This is a genomic window from Streptomyces sp. A1136 (genome assembly GCF_004795055.1).
Taxonomy (GTDB): Bacteria; Actinomycetota; Actinomycetes; order Streptomycetales; family Streptomycetaceae; genus Streptomyces.
In genome coordinates this window covers 1-19,939 of record NZ_SSBJ01000076.1, presented here as the reverse complement: position 1 = coordinate 19,939, position 19,939 = coordinate 1, and the positions used below count along the sequence as shown (strand labels likewise).

General features: G+C 70.5%; 18 protein-coding genes, 1 rRNA gene and 1 riboswitch. Of the genes, 15 read left to right on the top strand and 4 right to left on the bottom strand.

The features are described 5' to 3' along the window. Positions 1 to 20 precede the first annotated feature (20 nt). The 11 genes from rrf (at position 21) to E6R62_RS36485 (ending at position 10,423) form a co-directional block, all read left to right on the top strand. A 5S ribosomal RNA gene (gene rrf, locus E6R62_RS36535) occupies positions 21 to 137 on the top strand. 139 nt (positions 138 to 276) lie between these two features. Next, positions 277 to 867 (top strand): CDP-alcohol phosphatidyltransferase family protein, encoded by a 591-nt coding sequence (locus tag E6R62_RS36530; protein ID WP_136217761.1) that lies wholly within the window; start codon positions 277 to 279, stop codon positions 865 to 867. Between the two features lie 99 nt (positions 868 to 966). After that, a complete protein-coding gene (locus E6R62_RS36525) occupies positions 967 to 3,462 on the top strand; it encodes a mannose-1-phosphate guanyltransferase (RefSeq protein ID WP_136217760.1) in 2,496 nt (831 codons plus the stop codon). Between the two features lie 115 nt (positions 3,463 to 3,577). Continuing rightward, positions 3,578 to 4,483 carry a DUF881 domain-containing protein gene (locus E6R62_RS36520; RefSeq protein ID WP_136217759.1) on the top strand — a complete coding sequence of 302 codons (906 nt, stop codon included), beginning with the start codon at positions 3,578 to 3,580 and terminating at the stop codon, positions 4,481 to 4,483. Continuing rightward, the gene (locus E6R62_RS36515) at positions 4,480 to 4,812 is read left to right on the top strand and encodes a small basic family protein (RefSeq protein WP_030158423.1); all 333 of its coding nucleotides are present in this window, start codon (positions 4,480 to 4,482) and stop codon (positions 4,810 to 4,812) included. The genes E6R62_RS36520 and E6R62_RS36515 overlap by 4 nt, the downstream gene beginning before the upstream one ends. Positions 4,813 to 4,862: 50 nt before the next feature. Further along, positions 4,863 to 5,630 (top strand): DUF881 domain-containing protein, encoded by a 768-nt coding sequence (locus tag E6R62_RS36510; protein WP_240802109.1) that lies wholly within the window; start codon positions 4,863 to 4,865, stop codon positions 5,628 to 5,630. Between the two features lie 82 nt (positions 5,631 to 5,712). Further along, positions 5,713 to 6,648 carry an FHA domain-containing protein gene (locus E6R62_RS36505; RefSeq protein ID WP_168714299.1) on the top strand — a complete coding sequence of 312 codons (936 nt, stop codon included), beginning with the start codon at positions 5,713 to 5,715 and terminating at the stop codon, positions 6,646 to 6,648. A gap of 65 nt (positions 6,649 to 6,713) precedes the next feature. Continuing rightward, the gene (locus E6R62_RS36500; protein WP_136217756.1) at positions 6,714 to 7,484 is read left to right on the top strand and encodes a MerR family transcriptional regulator; all 771 of its coding nucleotides are present in this window, start codon (positions 6,714 to 6,716) and stop codon (positions 7,482 to 7,484) included. 52 nt (positions 7,485 to 7,536) lie between these two features. After that, positions 7,537 to 8,010 (top strand): bifunctional nuclease family protein, encoded by a 474-nt coding sequence (locus E6R62_RS36495; RefSeq protein ID WP_007262890.1) that lies wholly within the window; start codon positions 7,537 to 7,539, stop codon positions 8,008 to 8,010. 181 nt (positions 8,011 to 8,191) lie between these two features. Beyond that, positions 8,192 to 8,830 (top strand): MerR family transcriptional regulator, encoded by a 639-nt coding sequence (locus tag E6R62_RS36490; protein WP_206308959.1) that lies wholly within the window; start codon positions 8,192 to 8,194, stop codon positions 8,828 to 8,830. Positions 8,831 to 8,893: 63 nt separating this feature from the next. Further along, positions 8,894 to 10,423: a DNA polymerase IV gene (locus E6R62_RS36485; RefSeq protein WP_136217755.1), complete on the top strand. Its 1,530-nt coding sequence runs from the start codon at positions 8,894 to 8,896 to the stop codon at positions 10,421 to 10,423. On the opposite strand, the gene E6R62_RS36480 is transcribed toward E6R62_RS36485, so the two are convergent. Beyond that, positions 10,420 to 10,803 carry a PRC-barrel domain-containing protein gene (locus tag E6R62_RS36480; RefSeq protein WP_136217754.1) on the bottom strand — a complete coding sequence of 128 codons (384 nt, stop codon included), beginning with the start codon at positions 10,801 to 10,803 and terminating at the stop codon, positions 10,420 to 10,422. The two genes, E6R62_RS36485 and E6R62_RS36480, sit on opposite strands and share 4 nt — an antisense overlap. A gap of 115 nt (positions 10,804 to 10,918) precedes the next feature. Further along, positions 10,919 to 11,017: riboswitch (glycine riboswitch) on the top strand. Between the two features lie 197 nt (positions 11,018 to 11,214). Between E6R62_RS36480 and gcvP the strand changes: the two genes are divergently transcribed. Continuing rightward, on the top strand, positions 11,215 to 14,109 hold the full coding sequence (gene gcvP, locus E6R62_RS36475) for an aminomethyl-transferring glycine dehydrogenase (protein ID WP_136217753.1): 2,895 nt from the start codon (positions 11,215 to 11,217) through the stop codon (positions 14,107 to 14,109). 85 nt (positions 14,110 to 14,194) lie between these two features. On the opposite strand, the gene E6R62_RS36470 is transcribed toward gcvP, so the two are convergent. Together E6R62_RS36470 and E6R62_RS36465 are read right to left on the bottom strand one after the other, a co-directional pair. After that, a complete protein-coding gene (locus E6R62_RS36470; RefSeq protein ID WP_030236602.1) occupies positions 14,195 to 14,383 on the bottom strand; it encodes a DUF5999 family protein in 189 nt (62 codons plus the stop codon). 285 nt (positions 14,384 to 14,668) lie between these two features. After that, positions 14,669 to 15,289: a hypothetical protein gene (locus E6R62_RS36465; protein WP_136217751.1), complete on the bottom strand. Its 621-nt coding sequence runs from the start codon at positions 15,287 to 15,289 to the stop codon at positions 14,669 to 14,671. Between the two features lie 494 nt (positions 15,290 to 15,783). On the opposite strand from E6R62_RS36465, the gene E6R62_RS36460 reads away from it, so the two are divergent. After that, positions 15,784 to 17,319, top strand: coding sequence for a glutamate-cysteine ligase family protein (locus E6R62_RS36460; RefSeq protein WP_136217750.1), 1,536 nt, complete (start codon positions 15,784 to 15,786; stop codon positions 17,317 to 17,319). A 106-nt stretch (positions 17,320 to 17,425) separates the two neighbouring features. Then, positions 17,426 to 18,202, top strand: a complete 777-nt coding sequence (locus E6R62_RS36455) for a CPBP family intramembrane glutamic endopeptidase (protein ID WP_240802110.1) — start codon at positions 17,426 to 17,428, stop codon at positions 18,200 to 18,202. Between the two features lie 25 nt (positions 18,203 to 18,227). Here E6R62_RS36455 and E6R62_RS36450 read toward each other — a convergent pair whose 3' ends face one another. Then, complete coding sequence (locus E6R62_RS36450) at positions 18,228 to 19,046, bottom strand: PhzF family phenazine biosynthesis protein (RefSeq protein WP_136217748.1); 819 nt, start codon at positions 19,044 to 19,046, stop codon at positions 18,228 to 18,230. 242 nt (positions 19,047 to 19,288) lie between these two features. On the opposite strand from E6R62_RS36450, the gene E6R62_RS36445 reads away from it, so the two are divergent. After that, a complete protein-coding gene (locus tag E6R62_RS36445) occupies positions 19,289 to 19,909 on the top strand; it encodes a PadR family transcriptional regulator (RefSeq protein ID WP_136217747.1) in 621 nt (206 codons plus the stop codon). The last annotated feature ends 30 nt before the right edge of the window (positions 19,910 to 19,939 follow it).

Genomic DNA, 19,939 nt, shown 5'->3' with positions numbered 1-19,939 from the left:
GGTTGACATCTTCATAGTGTTTCGGTGGTCATAGCGTTAGGGAAACGCCCGGTTACATTCCGAACCCGGAAGCTAAGCCTTTCAGCGCCGATGGTACTGCAGGGGGGACCCTGTGGGAGAGTAGGACACCGCCGAACAATCATTGTGGGAAAGCCCCGCACCAGCCCCTTACCGGGTTCGGTGCGGGGCTTTTCCGCGTTCAGGGCCCGTCGAGGTCTCCTGTAGGGTCAGTGTGCATCGTTCGCCTAGTTCTACCGTCACAGTGGAGGCCCCCGGGTGGAGGTCCAGGAGACTCGGGTTCAGACTGACCGAATTTTCACCATTCCGAACATCCTGAGCATGGCTCGCCTCGTCGGCGTACCACTGTTCCTCTGGCTGATCCTGGCGAAGCACGACGGATGGGCACTCCTCGTCCTCATGCTCAGCGGCATCAGCGATTACCTCGACGGGAAACTCGCGCGCCGTTGGAATCAGATCAGCAATCTCGGTCGGCTGCTGGACCCCGCGGCGGACCGGCTGTACATCCTGACGACGCTCTTCGGCCTGACCTGGCGCGGGATTCTGCCGCTCTGGCTCACCGCCGCCCTGCTGGCCCGTGAGCTGATGCTGCTGGTCATGGTGTGGATCCTGCGTCGACACGGCTATCCGCCGCCGCAGGTCAACTTCCTGGGCAAGGCCGCGACCTTCAACCTGATGTACGCCTTCCCCTTGCTGCTGCTCAGTGATGGCGACGGCTCGTTGGCCTGGATGGCGTCAGTTTTCGGATGGGCGTTCGCCGGATGGGGTACAACCCTCTATTGGTGGGCAGGAATCCTTTACGTGGTGCAAGTCCGCCGGCTGGTCAAGGCGGATGCCACGGCCGATTGAGCTTGCTCGACGCCGGTACACGCGGAGGAGTTGCGGAGTCACCGTCCGAGACGGGTGAGGTCGGCTTGACCGTCATCTCTCAAGGAGGACTCTTCCGACATGAAGGCCGTCGTGATGGCCGGTGGCGAAGGCACGCGTCTTCGCCCCATGACCTCGAGCATGCCCAAGCCGCTCCTGCCGGTGGCGAACCGGCCGATCATGGAGCACGTGCTCAGGCTGCTCAAGCGGCATGGGCTCAATGAGACCGTCGTGACCGTTCAGTTCCTGGCGTCGCTCGTCAAGAACTACTTCGGTGACGGCGAGGAGCTCGGGATGGAGCTCACCTATGCCAACGAGGAGAAGCCACTCGGGACCGCCGGCAGCGTGAAGAACGCCGAAGACGCGTTGAAGGACGACACCTTCCTCGTCATCTCCGGCGATGCGCTCACCGACTTCGACCTCACCGATCTGATCCGCTTCCACAAGGAGAAGGGCGGCCTCGTCACCGTCTGTCTGACTCGGGTGCCGAATCCGCTGGAATTCGGCATCACCATCGTGGACGAGGAGGGCAAGGTCGAGCGCTTCCTGGAGAAGCCCACGTGGGGGCAGGTCTTCTCGGACACGATCAACACCGGCATCTACGTGATGGAGCCGGAGATCTTCGACTACGTCAAGGCGGACGTCTCGGTCGACTGGTCCGGCGACGTCTTCCCGCAGCTGATGAAGGAAGGCCGGCCGATCTACGGCTACGTGGCCGAGGGCTACTGGGAGGACGTCGGCACGCACGAGAGCTACGTCAAGGCCCAGGCCGACGTGCTCGAAGGCAAGGTCCAGGTCGACATGGACGGCTTCGAGATCTCTCCCGGCGTGTGGATCGCCGAAGGCGCCGAGGTGAGCCCCGAAGCGGTGCTCCGCGGGCCGTTGTACGTCGGCGACTACGCGAAGGTCGAGGCCGGCGCCGAGATCCGCGAGCACACGGTCGTCGGGTCGAACGTCGTCGTCAAGAGCGGGGCCTTCCTCCACAAGGCCGTGGTGCACGACAACGTGTACGTCGGGCCCCACAGCAACCTCCGCGGCTGCGTGATCGGCAAGAACACCGACATCATGCGGTCCGCCAGGATCGAGGACGGCGCCGTCATCGGTGACGAGTGCCTCGTCGGCGAGGAATCGATCGTCCAGGGGAACGTGCGCGTCTACCCCTTCAAGACGATCGAGGCCGGCGCCTTCGTCAACACCTCCGTCATCTGGGAGTCGCGCGGACAGGCCCACCTGTTCGGTGCCCGGGGCGTCACCGGCATCCTGAACGTCGAGATCACCCCCGAGCTGGTGGTGCGGCTGGCCGGTGCCTACGCGACGACCCTCAAGAAGGGCGCCACGGTCACCACTGCCCGTGACCATTCCCGTGGTGCGCGAGCGCTCAAGCGCGCCGTGATCTCCGCACTCCAGGCCAGCGCGATCAATGTCCGCGACCTGGAGAACGTACCGTTGCCCGTCGCGCGCCAGCAGACCGCGAGAGGCAGCGCCGGTGGCATCGTGCTGCGCACCTCGCCCGGGGTGCCGGACTCGGTGGACATCATGTTCCTCGACGAGCGCGGCGCGGACCTTTCCCTCCAGCAGCAGCGCAAGCTGGACCGCGTGTACGCCCGCCAGGAGTACCGGCGCGCGTTCCCCGGTGAGATCGGCGACCTGCAGTTCCCGGGCAGCGTCTTCGACGCCTACACGGGTTCGTTGCTCCGGCGGGTGGACATCACCGGGGTGGCCGATTCCGGGCTCAAGGTGGTCGTGGACGCCTCGAACGGCAGTGCGGGGCTCGTTCTGCCCAGCCTGTTGGGCCGGCTCGGGGTGGACGCCCTGACCGTCAATCCCGGACTCGACGAGTCCCGTCCGACGGAGACCCGGGAGTCCCGGCGGGCCGGTCTGGTGCGGCTGGGCGAGATCGTGGCCTCCTCGCGGGCGGCCTTCGGGGTGCGCTTCGACCCGGTGGGCGAGCGGATCTCGCTGGTGGACGAGCGCGGGCGGATCATCGAGGACGACCGGGCGCTCCTGGTGCTGCTCGACCTCGTCGCGGCGGAGAAGCGCAGCGGCAAGGTGGCGCTGCCGGTGACCACCACCCGTGTCGCCGAGCAGGTCGCGGCGTATCACGGCACCCAGGTGGAGTGGACGACGACCTCTCCCGACGACCTGACCAGGGTCGGTCGGGCGGAGAGCACCATCTTCGGCGGTGACGGCCGCGGCGGGTTCATCGTGCCGGAGTTCAGCAGCGTCTTCGACGGCTCGGCCGCGTTCGTCCAGTTGATCGGACTGGTGGCGCGTACGCAGCTCACGCTGAGCCAGATCGACGCGCGCATCCCGCGGGCGCACGTCCTCAAGCGGGACGTGCCGACGCCGTGGGCGGTCAAGGGGCTCGTCATGCGACGCGTCGTGGAGGCGGCGGGCGACCGGCAGGTGGACACCACCGACGGGGTGCGGGTGGTCGAGGCCGACGGCCGGTGGGCGCTGGTGCTGCCGGACCCGGCGGAGGCGGTGACGCACCTGTGGGCCGAGGGGCCCGACGACGCGTCCGCGCAGGCCCTGCTGGACGAGTGGGCCGCGGTGGTGGACGCCGGCGAGCACTGACGGCCGCCGCGCCGCCCGACGTGAGCGCCGTCCGGTGGCCGGGACGGGGGGCTTTCCCTCCCCTGTCCCGGTCGCCGGACGGCGCATTCGGTGTCGGCGGGGGCGCCATGCGACGATGAGCGGCATGTCGCAGCCGCACAACAACCGGAGTTCGGTCACCCGGCCCGCGCGTCCGGACGCTTCCATGTCGCTGCTGACGCACGTGATGGACCACAGTCTCGACGAGGGCTATGCGGAGGCCTCGGCGCGGCGCGAGGCGGACGGCACTTCCGGGCTCCCGCGCACGCTCAAGGCGAAGCTGGCGCTCGCGGGCGGGCTCGTGCTCGCCGCGATGGTGGTCACCCTGGGCGCGGCCCAGGCGCGGGTGGCGGCGCCGGTCCTGGCCAAGGAGCGTCAGGAGCTCATCGACCGCGTGGACCGGGCCAACACGCACGCGGACGCGCTGGAGGGCGACATCGAGCGGCTGCGCACGGAGGTCGCCGACCGCCAGCAGGCCGCGCTCAAGCAGGTGGGCGGGGACCAGGGCGGTCCCGTGGCGTTGCTGTCCGGGGCGACCGACGTGCGCGGACCCGGTGTGAAGCTGGTGGTGGACGACGCCAAGGGGTCCTCGCCGGGCGGTGGTGGGGGCCCGCGCGAGAGCAAGGGGTTCTCGGACACCGGGCGGTTGCGGGACCGGGACATGCAGAAGATCGTCAACGGGCTCTGGCAGTCGGGGGCCGAGGCGATCTCGATCAACGGGCAGCGGTTGACGGCGCTGTCCGCGATCAGGGCCGCCGGTGACGCGATACTGGTCGACAACAGGCCGCTGGTGCCGCCGTACGAGGTTCTCGCCGTGGGCGATCCCAAGCGGTTGGGCACGCGGTTCCAGGACTCGGAGGGCGGCCAGTACCTGCACGTCCTCCAGGAGAGCTACGGGATCCGCTACACCCTCTCCCCGGTGGACGACCTCCGCCTCCAGGCGGCGTCGAGCCTCACCGTACGTACAGCCACAGCAGGACAGCCGAAGAAGGGTGCATCGTGATCGCGGTACTGGGCCTCGTGGCCGGAGTGGTGGTCGGACTTCTGGTCCGGCCCGAAGTGCCGGCCGTGGTCGAGCCTTATCTGCCGATCGCCGTGGTGGCGGCGCTCGACGCGGTCTTCGGCGGTCTGCGCGCGATGCTGGACGGCATCTTCGTGGACAAGGTGTTCGTGGTGTCGTTCCTGTCGAACGTGGTGGTCGCCGCGCTGATCGTCTTCCTCGGGGACAAGCTGGGCGTCGGCTCGCAGCTGTCGACCGGTGTGGTCGTCGTGCTCGGCATCCGCATCTTCTCCAACGCGGCGGCCATCCGCCGGCACGTGTTCCGGGCGTGAGGCCGATGAGTACGAATGACACCCCGCCCGAGGAACCGAATGTTCCGGAAATGCCTCTTGGAGAGGGGACGCCGGCAGCGGCCGGGGCCCCGCAGGAGAGTGGCCGCCGGCGGCTCGCCGCCGGTCTGTGGCCGCCGCGGCTGAGCCGGGCACAACTGGTGGTCGCGCTGCTGTTGTTCGTGCTGGGGCTCGGTCTGGCCATCCAGGTGCGGTCCAACAGCGACGCGGGCGCGCCGCTGCGCGGTGCCCGCCAGGAGGACCTCGTACGGATCCTCGACGAGCTGGACGGGCGCACCAAGCGGCTGGAGGACGAGAAGCAGAAGCTGGACGACCAGCGCAAGGAGTTGGAGAGCAGTTCCAACCAGGCGGAGGAGGCGCGCAAGCAGACCGTGGAGAAGGAACGCCAACTGGGCATCCTGGCCGGTACGGTGGCCGCACAGGGCCCGGGCATCACGCTGCGGATCGCCGACCCCAAGGGTCAGGTGCAGTCCGATCAGCTGCTGGACACCCTCCAGGAGCTGCGTGCGGCCGGTGCCGAGGCGATCCAGATCAACGGCGTCCGGGTCGTGGCGAGCTCGTTCTTCTCGGACGAGGGCGGTGGGGTCGGGATCGACGGTAAGAAGATCACACAACCCTACGAGTTCAGGGTGATCGGCAAGCCCCAGGACCTGGAGCCCGCGCTCAACATCCCCGGCGGTGTGGTGCAGACGCTGGAGAAGGAGCAGGCCACGGTCTCCGTCACACGGTCGGCGAAGATCGTTGTGGACGCCTTGCGGGCTGCGAAGCAGCCTGACTACGCTCGGTCGTCATCGTCGTGAAGCGTGGCGGAGTGTGGAGCGGCTCACGTGGGCGGATGCCTGCGGGGGGTCGAGGCGCCGAAGTCGCGGTGCGTGGTGGAAACTGTCTGGTGGTTACGGACGTTGTGAGAATGTCCGGGTCGGCAGGTGTGTGCATGCGGAGTTCGTCCTGCCCCACGGGCGGGTCTGTTTCGGTCAAGGGGAATCGCCCGTGAAGTTGTTTGAGAAGTTGTTCGGCAAGAAGAACCGTGAGGAAAGCGGTGCACGACACCGTGCGGGGAACGCAGACGCGGAAGGTCAGGGCGACCGCCCCCTCTTCCGTGACGAGGTCGCGGGCGGAGGTGACATTCCGGGCACTCCGGGCGCGTCGACTGTTGACCCTGCCGGTTCCGGACGCATAGGTTTCGGTGACCCATCAACCTCAAGTGCGGGTGGAGGGTTTACCTCCGACCCGTATGCCACCAATGCCTCCGCGGGGCAGCCGCGGCGCGAGGAGCCGTCCATGTCGGCCGAGCAGGTTTGCAGCAGGTGCGGGCACCGCAGCGATGCGGCCAGCCGGTTCTGCTCGAACTGCGGGGCGCCGCTGCGGGCGGGTCTGACGCCGGAGCGTGCCTCGGAGACCACGTCCACCATCTCGATCTCGGGCCTGGAGGCCTACGAGGCCGAGGCGGCGGGGCACGTACCGTCCTCGCTTTCCCCCGAGGCCCAGGCCGCGGTGGAAGCCCTGCCCCCGGGTTCCGCCCTGCTGATCGTGCGGCGCGGCCCCAACTCCGGCAGCCGCTTCCTGTTGGACGGCGAACTGACCACGGCGGGCCGGCACCCGCAGAGCGACATCTTCCTGGACGACGTCACCGTCTCCCGGCGGCACGTCGAGTTCCGCAGGGGCCAGGAGGGCGGGTTCACCGTCTCCGACGTGGGCAGTCTCAACGGCACGTACGTCAACCGTGAGCCGATCGACTCGGTCGCCCTGCACAACGGCGACGAGGTGCAGATCGGCAAGTACCGGCTGGTCTTCTACGCGAGCCTGCGAGGCATCTGACCTCCCCGGGACACCCTCCGGCCCGCGCCGGCGGGTGCCCCCAGGGGACCGACAGGGAAGGTCCCATGCTGCGTACCCCGACCGGCGGCGCCGTGAAGAACGGCACCGCCGGGACCGCCGGGCGGTTGGTGAGCATCGGCACGGTGCTGACCATGCTGCGCGACGAGTTCCCCGACGTCACCATCTCCAAGATCCGCTTCCTAGAGGCTGAAGGGCTGGTCGAGCCCAGACGCACACCCTCCGGATACCGCAAGTTCAGCACCGACGACGTCGAGCGTCTGGGCCGGATCCTGCGCCTCCAGCGCGATCACTACCTGCCGCTGAAAGTCATCCGGGAGCAGCTCGACGCGCTCGACCGCGGTGAGCAGATCCGAATCCCGGCCCCCACGGCGCCCCGGGACCCGGGTGGCGGGACCGTCACCGGTCCGGCGGCCGTCTACGGCGAAGTGGGCCGCGAGCGGCCGACGGCGGCCAGGGTGGGTCGGGCGGAGCTGCTGGCCGCCGCGGAGGTGGACGAGGAGCAGTTGGCCGAGTGGGAGTCGTACGGCCTGCTCGGGGAGGCGCCGGACGGCGGGTTCGAGGCCGAGGTGGTCACCGTGGCCCGGCTGATCGCCGATCTCGGCCGTTTCGGACTGGAGCCGCGGCACCTGCGGGCGATGAAGGCGGCGGCGGACCGCGAGGCCGGACTGGTGGAGCAGGTCGTCTCCCCTTTGCGCCGGCACCGCAACCCGCAGACCAGGGCCCATGCCGAGGCCACTATGAAGGAGCTGGCGGGGCTTTCCGTACGGCTGCACGAGGCTCTCGTGCAGACCGCTCTCGGGGTCCGTCCGCGTTGACCGGAAAGAGCCCGACTACCCAAACCGGTCGGGCACGTCCTAGGGTTGCTGTGTGAACGAGCTCGACGTTGTGGGTGTCCGGGTGGAAATGCCCTCGAACCAACCGATCGTGCTCCTGCGCGAAGTGGGAGGCGATCGGTACCTCCCCATCTGGATCGGTCCTGGGGAGGCGACCGCCATTGCCTTCGCGCAGCAGGGGATGGCCCCTGCCCGGCCGCTGACGCACGACCTGTTCAAGGACGTGCTGGAGGCGGTCGGCGAGGAGCTCACCGAGGTCCGGATCACGGATCTGCGGGAGGGCGTCTTCTACGCGGAGCTCGTCTTCGCGAGCGGGGTCGAGGTGAGCGCACGGCCTTCCGACGCGATAGCGCTCGCCCTGCGGACGGGGACGCCGATCTACGGCAGTGACGGCGTGCTGGACGACGCCGGCATCGCCATTCCGGACGAGCAGGAGGACGAGGTGGAGAAGTTCCGCGAGTTCCTCGACCAGATCTCGCCCGAGGACTTCGGCACCGGCCCCCAGTGAGCGGCGGACAAGCCACCTCACCAGGGACATTCAGCCCATTCGGTTAGCCTTTCCCCGATAAGGGGCACGGGAAACCACTCTCAGGGTGATTATCACTCGGCGTGCCGAGTGTGGCGATCGTTGACGCACCCCTGGTGACTGCCTACCTTCGAGGTGGGCAGGTCAAGGACGGAGGGTCGGCGTGAGCATCACGGGCGACGGCATGACCGGGGGCATCCCCGCACGGAGTGGCGGCGGGCCGTACCCGCTGCACGGTGGTGCGGCGGGCAGTGCGCGCCGTCAGCCGGAACCGGTGCCGGCCGCACCGGGTGGCGAGGCCCCGGCGCCCGAACAGGTGGGCTACCGAGGGCCGACGGCGTGCGCCGCCGCCGGCATCACCTACCGGCAGCTCGACTACTGGGCGCGGACGGGTCTGGTGGAGCCGAGCGTGCGCCCCGCCCACGGTTCGGGGACGCAGCGGCTGTACAGCTTCCGCGACGTGGTGGTCCTCAAGATCGTGAAGCGCTTCCTGGACACCGGGGTGGCGTTGCAGAACATCCGCACCGCGGTGCAGCACCTGCGCGAGCGAGGTTTCTCGGACCTGGAGCGGATGACGCTGATGAGCGACGGCGCCTCCGTGTACGAGTGCACCTCGCCGGACCAGGTCGTGAGCCTGCTCCAGGGAGGGCAGGGCGTCTTCGGCATCGCGGTGGGCGTGGTGTGGCGCGACGTCGAGAACGCGCTGTCGCAACTCCACGGGGAACGGATCGACACCGGCGAGACGCTGGTCGGCCACAACCCGAGGGACGAACTGGCCGCGCGCCGCAACCGGGCCGTCTGACGCGCCGCGCGCCGTCCGGGGCCCCGGACGGCGTTGTCAGTGGCGTAGGGGAGCATCGGAGCCGTGAGATCCGCGCCGACCATCCTCCACCTGGACATGGACGCCTTCTACGCCGCCGTGGAGCAGGCGTCGAAGCCGAGCCTGCGCGGAAAGCCGGTCATCGTCGGCGGCCTCGGGCCCCGGGGGGTCGTCGCCACCGCCTCCTACGAGGCCAGGCGCTTCGGGGTGCATTCCGCGATGCCGACGGCGCAGGCCAGGCGGCTGTGTCCGAACGGCGCCTACCTGATCCCCCGCTTCACCCTGTACCGCGCCGTCAGCGACACCGTCATGGCGCTGCTGCGGGAGCTCTCACCACTGGTGGAGCCGCTCAGCCTCGACGAGGCCTTCGTGGACCTGGAGGCGGGCGGGGTGGCCTTCGACGCCCGGACCGCCCGGGCCACGGGGGAGCGGCTGCGCGCCGACATCATGGCCGCCACCGGGCTCAGCGGTTCCGTGGGTCTGGCCGGGTCGAAGATGTTGGCCAAGATCGCCTCGGAGGAGGCCAAGCCGGCCGGGCTGCTGCTGATCGAGCCGGGAACCGAGCGCGAACTGCTCGCGCCGATGTCGGTACGGACGCTGCCGGGTGTGGGGCCGGCCACCGGGGAGCACCTGCGGCGGGCCGGGATCACCACGGTCGGGGACCTGGCCGAGGCGGGGGAGGACGAACTGGTGCGGATGGTGGGGCGGGCCCACGGCGCGGGGCTGTACCGGATGGCGCTGGGCCTGGACGACCGGCCCGTGGTCGCCGAGCGGGACGCGAAGTCGGTGTCCGTGGAGGACACCTTCGACGTGGACCTGCACGACCGGGTGCGCATCCGGTACGAGGTGCAGCGGCTCGCAGACCGCTGTGTGGGGCGGCTGCGGGGCTCGGGACACTCCGGCCGCACCATCGTGCTGAAGGTGCGGCGCTACGACTTCTCGACGCTGACCCGCTCCGAGACCCTGCGGGGCCCGACCGACGACCCGGCGGTGGTGCGGGAGGCCGCCGCGCGGTTGCTGGAGGCCGTGGACACCACGGGCGGGGTCCGGCTGCTGGGCGTCGGGGTGACGGGGCTGGCCGACTACACCCAGGAGGACCTGTTCGCGCAGGCGGACGCGTTGGCCGACGCGGCGGTCGCGGGGGATGACCCGCCGGCGCGTGCGGACGGCACCGCCCCGGGCCAGGCGGTGCGGGAGGGCGCGGTAGGGGACGGCGTGGCCACAGGGTCGGGCGGGGCGCCTGGGCCGGATGAGACGGCTGCGGCGGGAGCAGTGGCGGGGACGGGGGCACTCGCGTCCGTCGTCGGCGGCGCGCGGCAGCCCGAGCCGGCCGCCGAACGCCACTGGCCGGCCGGCAGCGACGTCCGGCACGCGGTGTACGGCCCGGGCTGGGTCCAGGGCAGCGGGGTCGGTCGGGTCACCGTGCGCTTCGAAGGGCCCGGGTCGCCGCCGGGGCGGGTGCGGACCTTCCGGCTGGACGACCCCGAGCTGGAACCGTCCGAGCCGCTTCCGCTCGTAGGGGAGGTCGCGCGGGAGGAGGAGCCGCCGGAGGAAGGCCCACGGGGTGGCGGTTAGCCCTCGCCGGCCAGGCTGCCGAAGTCCCGGGGCTGGTTCGGGGGCGGGCGGTGGAGGTCCGTCGGGAGGGTCACGTCCAACCCGTAGTGGTGGTAGAGCTGGAGCTCCTGCTCCGGGGAGAGGTGCCGGCCGACACCGAAGTCCGGGGCGTCTTTGATGAGGGAGCGTTCGAAGGGCACCCGGAGGGTGTCGTCGACCACCTCGCTGGGCTCCAGGGGGACGAAGGCGTCCCGACCGAACAGGCCCGTCCGGACGGCGGCCCACTCCGGTACGCCGGTGGCGTCGTCGAGGTAGACCTCGTCCACGGTGCCGATCTTGGCGCCGTTGCGGTCGAACGCCTTGCGGCCGATGAGACTGCGGGGGTCGATGTCGGTCTGCACGGTCCGCCTCCGATTGGTCGCAACTCCTCCGTAATGACTACAGAAGGGCATATCCGCACGGGGGGCCACTCGAGGGAGCTTCCAGATCCTCGCTGGTAGGCTGGGGGATGGCTGTTGACCCTGTGCGGGAGAGTCCTCCGAGTGAGTACGACGGAGGCGCCGAAGGAGCAAATCCTCCCCGGAATCTCTCAGGCATACGTACCGCACGTGACGAGGCCACTCTGGAAAGCAGGGGCGGGTACCGGGCGCGCAGTGCCGGTTCCGCTCCTCACCGACGGTGAAAGCCGGATCTCGTGGGTCATCCCCGCGGCTCCGGTGAAGCTCTCAGGTTGAGATGACAGAGGGGGAGGCCGTCCGGGTGCCCGCGCCGTGGTGCCCCTCGCAGGTCGTACGACCAGGAGGCCTCCGTACATGACCGCCAACCGCATTCCGCTCTCTCAGCTGGAGCGAGGCATCCCCTTCGAGCAGCGCCACATCGGCCCGGATGCCGAGGCGCAGGCCAAGATGCTCGCCCAGGTGGGCTACGGCTCCCTGGACGAACTGACCGCCGCCGCGGTACCGGATGTGATCAAGACCGCCGCCGCGCTGAACCTGCCCGAGGCGCGGACCGAGGCCGAGGTGCTGGCCGAGCTCCGCTCGCTCGCCGACCGCAACCAGGTCCTCTCCTCCATGATCGGCCTCGGTTACTACGGCACCTTCACGCCGCCGGTGATCCTGCGCAACGTCATGGAGAACCCGGCCTGGTACACGGCCTACACGCCGTACCAGCCGGAGATCTCGCAGGGCCGGCTGGAGGCGCTGCTGAACTTCCAGACCGTCGTCGCCGACCTGACCGGCCTGCCGACCTCCGGGGCCTCCCTCCTCGACGAGGGCACCGCGGCCGCCGAGGCCATGTCCCTGGCCCGTCGCGTCGGCAAGGTCAAGGGCGGTGTCTTCCTGATCGACGCCGACGCCCTGCCCCAGACCATCGCCGTGATCGAGACCCGCGCCGAGCCGATCGGGGTCGAGGTCGTCGTCGCCGACCTGTCCGAGGGCATCCCGGCCGACATCGCCGAGCGTGGTGTCTTCGGCGTGCTGCTCCAGTACCCCGGTGCCTCCGGCGCCGTGCGGGAGATCAAGCCGGTCATCGACCAGGCGCACGAGTTGGGCGCCATCGTCACCGTCTCCGCGGACCTGCTGGCGCTGACGCTGCTGACCTCCCCGGGGGAGCTGGGCGCCGACATCGCCGTCGGCACCACGCAGCGCTTCGGTGTCCCGATGGGCTTCGGCGGACCGCACGCCGGCTACATGGCCGTCCAGGCCAAGCACGCCCGTTCGCTCCCCGGCCGCCTCGTCGGCGTCTCCGTGGACGCGGACGGCAACAAGGCGTACCGCCTCGCGCTCCAGACCCGCGAGCAGCACATCCGCCGCGAGAAGGCCACCAGCAACATCTGTACGGCGCAGGTGCTGCTGGCCGTGATGGCCGGCATGTACGCCGTCTACCACGGTCCCGACGGCCTGCGCACGATCGCCCGCCGGACCCACCGCTACGCCGCCCTGCTCGCCGCGGGCCTGACGGCCGGCGGGGTCGAGGTCGTGCACGGCGCGTACTTCGACACGATCACCGCCCGGGTCCCGGGGCGGGCCGCCGAGGTCGTGGCCGCCGCCCGCGAGGGTGGGGTCAACCTCTACCAGGCGGATGCCGACCACGTCTCCGTCTCCTGTGACGAGACGACGCTGCGCGCCGACATCGAGGCCGTCTGGGCCGCCTTCGGCGTCTCCGGTCCCGCCGCGGACATCGAGGCCCTGGACGCCACCACCGAGGACGCGCTGCCCGAGGGCCTGCTGCGCTCGGACCAGTACCTGACGCACCCCGTGTTCCACCAGCACCGCAGCGAGACCGCGATGCTGCGCTACCTGCGCAAGCTGGCGGACAAGGACTACGCGCTGGACCGCGGCATGATCCCGCTGGGCTCCTGCACCATGAAGCTCAACGCGACGACCGAGATGGAGCCGGTCACCTGGCCCGAGTTCGGCCAGTTGCACCCCTTCGCCCCGGCGGAGCAGGCCGAGGGTTACCTCACGCTCATCACCGAGCTGGAGGAACGTCTCTGCGAGGTCACCGGGTACGACAAGGTCTCGATCCAGCCGAACGCCGGTTCGCAGGGCGAGCTCGCCGGCCTGCTGGCCGTCCGCGCCTACCACCGCGCGAACGGCGACGAGCAGCGCACCGTCTGCCTCATCCCGTCCTCCGCGCACGGCACGAACGCCGCCAGCGCCGTGATGGCCGGAATGAAGGTCGTCGTCGTCAAGACCGCCGACGACGGCGAGGTGGACGCGGCCGACCTCCGCGCCAAGATCGAGCAGTACCGCGACGAGCTCGCCGTCCTGATGATCACCTACCCGTCGACCCACGGTGTGTTCGAGGAGCACGTCGCCGACATCTGCGCCCAGGTGCACGAGGCGGGCGGCCAGGTCTACGTGGACGGCGCCAACCTCAACGCCCTGGTGGGTCTGGCCAAGCCGGGCCACTTCGGCGGCGACGTCTCCCACCTGAACCTGCACAAGACCTTCTGCATCCCGCACGGTGGCGGCGGTCCGGGCGTCGGCCCGGTCGGTGTCCGGGCGCACCTGGCCCCGTACCTGCCCAACCACCCGCTCCAGCCGACCGCCGGGCCCGAGACGGGCGTCGGCCCGATCTCGGCGGCGCCCTGGGGTTCGGCGGGCATCCTGCCCATCTCCTGGTCCTACGTCCGCCTGATGGGCGGCGAGGGTCTCAAGCGCGCCACCCAGGTGGCGGTGCTCGGCGCCAACTACATCGCCAAGCGCCTGGAGCCGCACTACCCGGTGCTCTACACCGGCCCGGGCAACCTGGTCGCGCACGAGTGCATCATCGACCTGCGGCCGCTGTCGAAGGCGACGGGCGTCAGCGTCGACGACATCGCCAAGCGCCTGATCGACTACGGCTTCCACGCGCCGACGATGTCCTTCCCGGTCGCCGGCACGCTGATGATCGAACCGACGGAGTCCGAGGACCTCGCCGAGATCAACAGGTTCTGCGACGCGATGATCGCCATCCGCGGCGAGATCGACCGGGTCGCGGGCGGCGAATGGCCGGTGGACGACAACCCGCTGGCCAACTCCCCGCACACCGCGGCGGCCCTGGGCGGCGAGTGGAACCACCCCTACAGCCGTGACGAGGCCGTCTTCCCGGGCGGGGTGACCGCGGCCGAGAAGTACTGGCCGCCGGTGCGCCGGATCGACGGTGCCTTCGGTGACCGGAACCTGGTGTGCTCCTGCCCGCCGCTGGACGAGTACGACGCCTGAGCCGGCGCCGTAGCCGGATGACGTGACAAGGGGCCGGTCCCGGAGCACACGCTCCGGGACCGGCCTCTGTCGTGCGCGGCGTCGCCTACGCGACCGCGAGCGGGCGGTGCGGGGCGATGATCTGACCGTCCGGCAGCAGCTCGCCGGTGTCCTCGAAGAGCAGGACGCCGTTGCACAGCAGGCTCCAGCCCTGTTCCGGGTGGTTGGCCACCGGGCGCGCGGCCTCCCGGTCGGCGGACTCTGATGACGGGCAGGCAGGCTGGTGCTGGCACATGGATGCGTTCTTTCGCTGCGGTGTGGTCTGCGTGCTACGGCTCGATGCGTGGTTCATGGCCGTCCCCCTGTGTTTCATCCCCGCACAGGCGGGGAGTGTGTCGTCAGTCTTCCCCCATGACGGCTGCTTCGCAGGGATTTCCCGGCAGCTGTCCTCATAGATTGATGACGCATCACTCGTGCGGGCGGTTCAGCCAACTCCCGCGCCGATCGGGGTGGTTCCCCGCCGGCCCAAGCGGGCTACACCACATGGGCCACTCGGGCCATACGGGTAGAACTGTGCAGGTCAGGCCGCCGGAGCGGCTATCGGCGGGGGTGTCGGAGGCGCCGTGCGCCGTAGCCGGTGGGTCAGCACGGGCAGCAGTTCGGACACGGGGTGCGGCCGGTAGGCGGCGATCCCGGGCGGAGCCGGGGCCAGGGGCACCAGCAGGTCGGCGGCGGCGGGCAGGCCGGCGGAGGCGTCCGCGTTGACGGCCCCGTGCAGCCACAGGGTCAGCATGTACAGCTCCGGCACGGACAGCAGCCGCGGCTGGTAGGCCTGGCCGAGTGACTCCGCCTGACGCAGCGCGCGTTCCGTCGCGGCGACGTAGGGGCCCTCGAAGAAGTGCGAGAAGGCCCAGCCGTCCGCGGTGAGGCGGGTGTCGGCGGCCGCGACGAACCGGTCGCCGCTGCGGATCAGGAACCGCCAGCCCGTCAGCCGCGTCCGGGGCGGCCTGCCGCCGGGTGCCAGCGCCGAGGCGTGCAACCGGTCGAGCACGTGGACCGGGAGCGGGAGTTCCGCGGTGACCGGCCCTTGGAGGGCGCGCAGGGAGGGTGTGTGTGCCTCGTTGACGGCGGTGGGGGAACCGAGTGCCGCGAGGACGCTGCGCAAGGCGGGCGCGGGAGCCGGAGGGACATGCAGCGGCATGGTGGGTCGCCTCTCACTTGGGAGACCGGTGCTACGGGAGAAGGTGCGGACGGCGCTGTCGCATTCTGGGGTCAGAGGTGGGCTGTGGGGCAATGGCCGCGCGCCAACTCTCTGCCTCGTTTGCGGAGTTTATACGACATGTGTTCACGCAATGTTTCGGCTAGCTGTCCCGGCTATTGCCGGCAAGGCGTTTACCGGTCCCGTTGACCTGACGTACATGTCGGTTCCGCATGAACATGCAGCGCTGACCTCGGAGGTTACCGGATGGGGGCTCGGCTGGAAAGCGCCGGTTATCCGGAATGGGCAAAGTCGACGCGGAATTTGCTGCGGTGTACTTGCCGGGTGAATGTGCCGAAGCGCCCTTCGCGCCAAACCGGCGCGCGCTCCCCGCCAGGCGCGTCCCCCCAGCGTTAGCGATCATGCCGCCGGGGCATCATCGACCGTAACGCGGGCCTGGATGCTGTGGGCCGGGCCACTTGAGGAGGGACACCTCGATGGGGGAGAAGGTCGTGGCGGGCGGATTCGACCTGTCCGATCGGCAGCGGTATCGGAGGAAGCTGCGCGAGTGCCTGGAGGGTCTGGAGCGACTTCTGGCAGAGCAGAGGTTCGATCGCCCCAAGAACATGATGGGGCTGGAGATCGAATTGAATCTCGCGGGCGCCGACGGGTTGCCGAAAATGGTGAATGCCCAGGTCCTGGAGCGGATAGCGAGCCCCGATTTCCAGACCGAGCTCGGAATGTTCAACCTGGAGGTCAACGTACTCCCGCACCGCCTGGAGGGCCGCGTTTTCGACCAACTCGCCGAGGAACTGAGCGCGGGACTGCACTACGCCAACCGGCAGGCCGCCGAGATCGACGCGGGCGTCGTGATGATCGGCATCCTGCCGACGATCTCCCGCTCGGACCTGGCCCTGGCCAACCTCTCGGCGGTGGACCGCTACTCGCTGCTGAACGAGCAGATCCTGATGATGAGGGGGGAGGACTTCACCCTCGACATCGAGGGGGTCGAGCGGGTCACCTGGACCACCGGTTCGATCGTGCCGGAAGCGGCCTGCACCTCCGTACAACTGCACTTGCAGGTGACCCCGGCCCGGTTCGCCGACGTGTGGAACGCGGCGCAGGCCGTGACCGCCGTACAGATAGCCGTCGGCGCCAACTCCCCGTTCCTGTTCGGAAGGGAGCTGTGGCGGGAGTCCCGGCCGCCGCTGTTCACCCAGGCCACCGACACCCGGCCACCCGAGCTCCAGGCCCAGGGCGTGCGACCGCGGACCTGGTTCGGGGAACGGTGGGTGGAGTCGGCGTACGAGCTGTTCGCGGAGAACGTCCGCTACTTCCCCGCGCTGCTGCCGATCTGCGACGAGGAGGAACCGCTCCGGGTGCTGGCCGAGGGCGGCGTGCCGAGCCTGCAGGAGCTGGTCCTGCACAACGGCACGGTCTACCGGTGGAACCGGCCCGTCTACGGCGTCGCCGAGGGCGTGCCGCACCTGCGGGTGGAGAACCGGGTGTTGCCGGCCGGGCCGACGGTGGTCGACGTCGTCGCCAACGCGGCCTTCTACTACGGCCTGGTACGGACGCTCGCGGACGAGCCGCGTCCGGTGTGGACCCGGCTCCCCTTCGCGGAGGCGGAGGCCAACTTCGACGCGGCCTGCCGGTACGGGATCGACGCCCGGTTGCACTGGCCGCGCCGGGGCCGGGGCGCGGGCCTGGCGAGCGTACCGGCGGTGCGCCTCGTACTGGACGAGCTGCTGCCGATGGCGGCGGCGGGCCTGGACGCGTGGGGCATCGCCCCGGCCGACCGGGACCGCTACCTCGGGATCATCGAGGAGCGGTGCCGGCGCCGGTGCAACGGGGCGACCTGGCAGGTCGACACCTACCACCGGGCGCTCGCGAGCGGGCTGGAACGGGACGCCGCGCTCGCCGCGACGACCCGGCGCTACAGCGAACTGATGCACCGGGGTGATCCCGTGCACACCTGGCCGGTCGGGCTCCCGGAGCGGGAGGTGGACGCCACGGCGGCGATCGGCCGCTGACCCGCCGGGTCCGGTGCGTGTCGGGCCCCGCCCACGAGGCAGTATGGGGGTGGCGGACAACGGGACGGCGGGACGGGAGTCGCACGTGCGGGTGGAGCCGGAGCCGGTGGCCGAGGACCGGCGGGAGGACGGCCGCGGGTACCTGCGGACCGAGACGCTGCTGGTGCTCGCGCTCTCCCTGGGCGCGAGCGCGGTCTCCGCGCTGATCAGTTTCATCGGCTCGCTCACCAAGCCGGGCGGCCTCAAGCACCAGGCCGCCACGCTCAACGGCTCCTACGCGCCCGGGCGCCCGTGGCTGGACCTGGCGTGGCAGCTGTTCGGGATCGCGACCGCGCTGGTTCCCGTCCTGCTCGTCGCCCACCTGCTGACCCGGGAAGGCGCGCCGGGGCTGCGGGTGCTCGGCTTCGACCTCACCCGGCCGGGCCGGGACCTGGCCCGGGGCGCGCTCGTCGCGGCCGGGATCGGGAGCGCGGGGCTGGTCTTCTACCTCGTGTCGCGCACGGCCGGCTTCAACCTGACGGTGGTGCCCGAGGCGCTGCCCGACGTGTGGTGGAAGTTCCCGGTGCTGATCCTCTCCGCCGTGCAGAACGCGGTGGTGGAGGAGGTCATCGTGCTGGCCTACCTGCTGCGGCGGCTGGACGGGCTGGGTTGGTCCCCGACGGCGGCGCTGCTGGCCAGCGCGGTGCTGCGCGGTTCCTACCACCTGTACCAGGGCGTCGGCGGCTTCCTCGGCAACGTGGCGATGGGCGTCGTCTTCGTGTTGGCCTACCGCCGCTGGGGTCGGGTGGCCCCCCTGGTCGTCGCCCACGCCCTGCTGGACATCGTGGCCTTCGGCGGGTACGCCCTGCTCGCGGGCCACGTCTCCTGGCTGCCGACGCCCTGAGTGTCAGGGGCGGGTGCGTTGACCGTCAGGGGCGGGTGCGCAGCTCCCCGTCCATGACCGTGACCGCGTCGCCGATCAGGAGCGTGCGGTCACCGGCGAGCCGGACTCCGACGAGACCGGTGCGCCTCCCGCCCTGGCGGCCCACCAGTTCGGTGCGGCCCAGGCGGGCGGCCCAGAACGGGGCGAGCGCGGTGTGGGCGCTGCCGGTGACCGGGTCCTCGTCGATGCCCACGGCGGGGAAGAAGCCGCGGGAGACGAAGTCGTACCCGCGCGCGGGGTCCTCGGCGGCCGCCGTGACGATCACCCCGCGGCGGGCGTAGGCGCGCAGGGCGGCGTGGTCCGGCGCGAGGTCCCGTACGGTCCGCTCGTCGGCCAGCTCGACCACCAGGTCGCCGATGTGGGCGGCCGTGTCGTGGACGGACAGCGCGGCGGCGCCGAGGGCGCGCTCCACCTCCGCCGGTGTCTCGACCGGTGTGAGGGGGGACGTCGGGAAGTCCATGGTGATCCGGCCGTCCTCGGCGGCCAGTGCCGTCAGTACGCCGCTGCGCGTGCCGAACCGGATCAGGCCGTTCGCGAGGCCGCTCGTCGCAAGGACGTGCGCCGTGGCCAGGGTGGCGTGACCGCACATGTCGACTTCGGCGGCCGGGGTGAACCAGCGCAGCGCCCAGTCGGCGTCGCCGCCGGCAGGCAGGGGGCGGGCGAAGGCGGTCTCGGAGAGGTTGACCTCGGCCGCGACCTGCTGGAGCCAGTGGTCGGAGGGGAACTCGCCGTCCAGGAGCAGAACCGCGGCGGGGTTGCCGGCGAAGGGACGGTCGGTGAAGGCGTCGACGATTCGGATGCGCATGCCCTTGACCGTAGGGCGGTCCGCTGATCGCCGGCCAAGGCCAATGCGGGGTGACTGGCCCTGTCGGTGAAAAGTTTCCGATATATCGTTGACGCATCGCGAGTGGTCGGTGATAGTTGAGACATCGGAGCCCGGAAGTGGCTTCCGACGAAGCGATCAACAGCGATCGACGCATCGGCGTCGACTCGAACGTCGACGTCGACGCGACATCCACAGCACCGAATGACGAAAGGAGCGCAGTCATGCGTTCACACGGACAGCACGGACACGACCACGGACACGAGCACGGGCGGGGTCACGGCCACTGCGGCCCCGACCGTCGGGAGGAGTTCATGGGGCGGCGCGCCGCCTTCGGCCCGTTCGGACCTCCGTTCGGCGGCGGCCCCTTCGGGGGACGCGGGGGACGGGGCGGGCCGCGGGGCCGCGCCCGGCGCGGAGACGTGCGCGCCTCGATCCTGGCGCTGCTCGCCGACCGGCCGATGCACGGCTACGAGATGATCCAGGAGATCGGCGAGCGCAGCGGCGGGGCGTGGAAGCCCAGCCCCGGCTCGGTCTACCCGACCCTCCAACTGCTGGAGGACGAGGGCCTGATCACCAGTGAGAGCGATGGCGGAAAGAAGCTGTTCACGCTCACCGACGCCGGCCGCACGGAGGCCGAGTCGGGCCCGTCGGCCCCCTGGGCCGAGGCGGGCCGCGGGTTCGACTTCGAGGCGATGCACGAGGTCCGGACGGCCGGGATCGGCCTGATGGAGGCGTTCGGCCAGGTCTTCAAGACCGGCACGCCCGAGCAGCGCGAGAAGGCCCTCGGGGTCATCAACGACGCCCGCAAGAAGCTCTACCTCATCCTGGCCGACGAGCACTGAGTCCGGCCGCCCCTTCCCGCGACGCGCCGG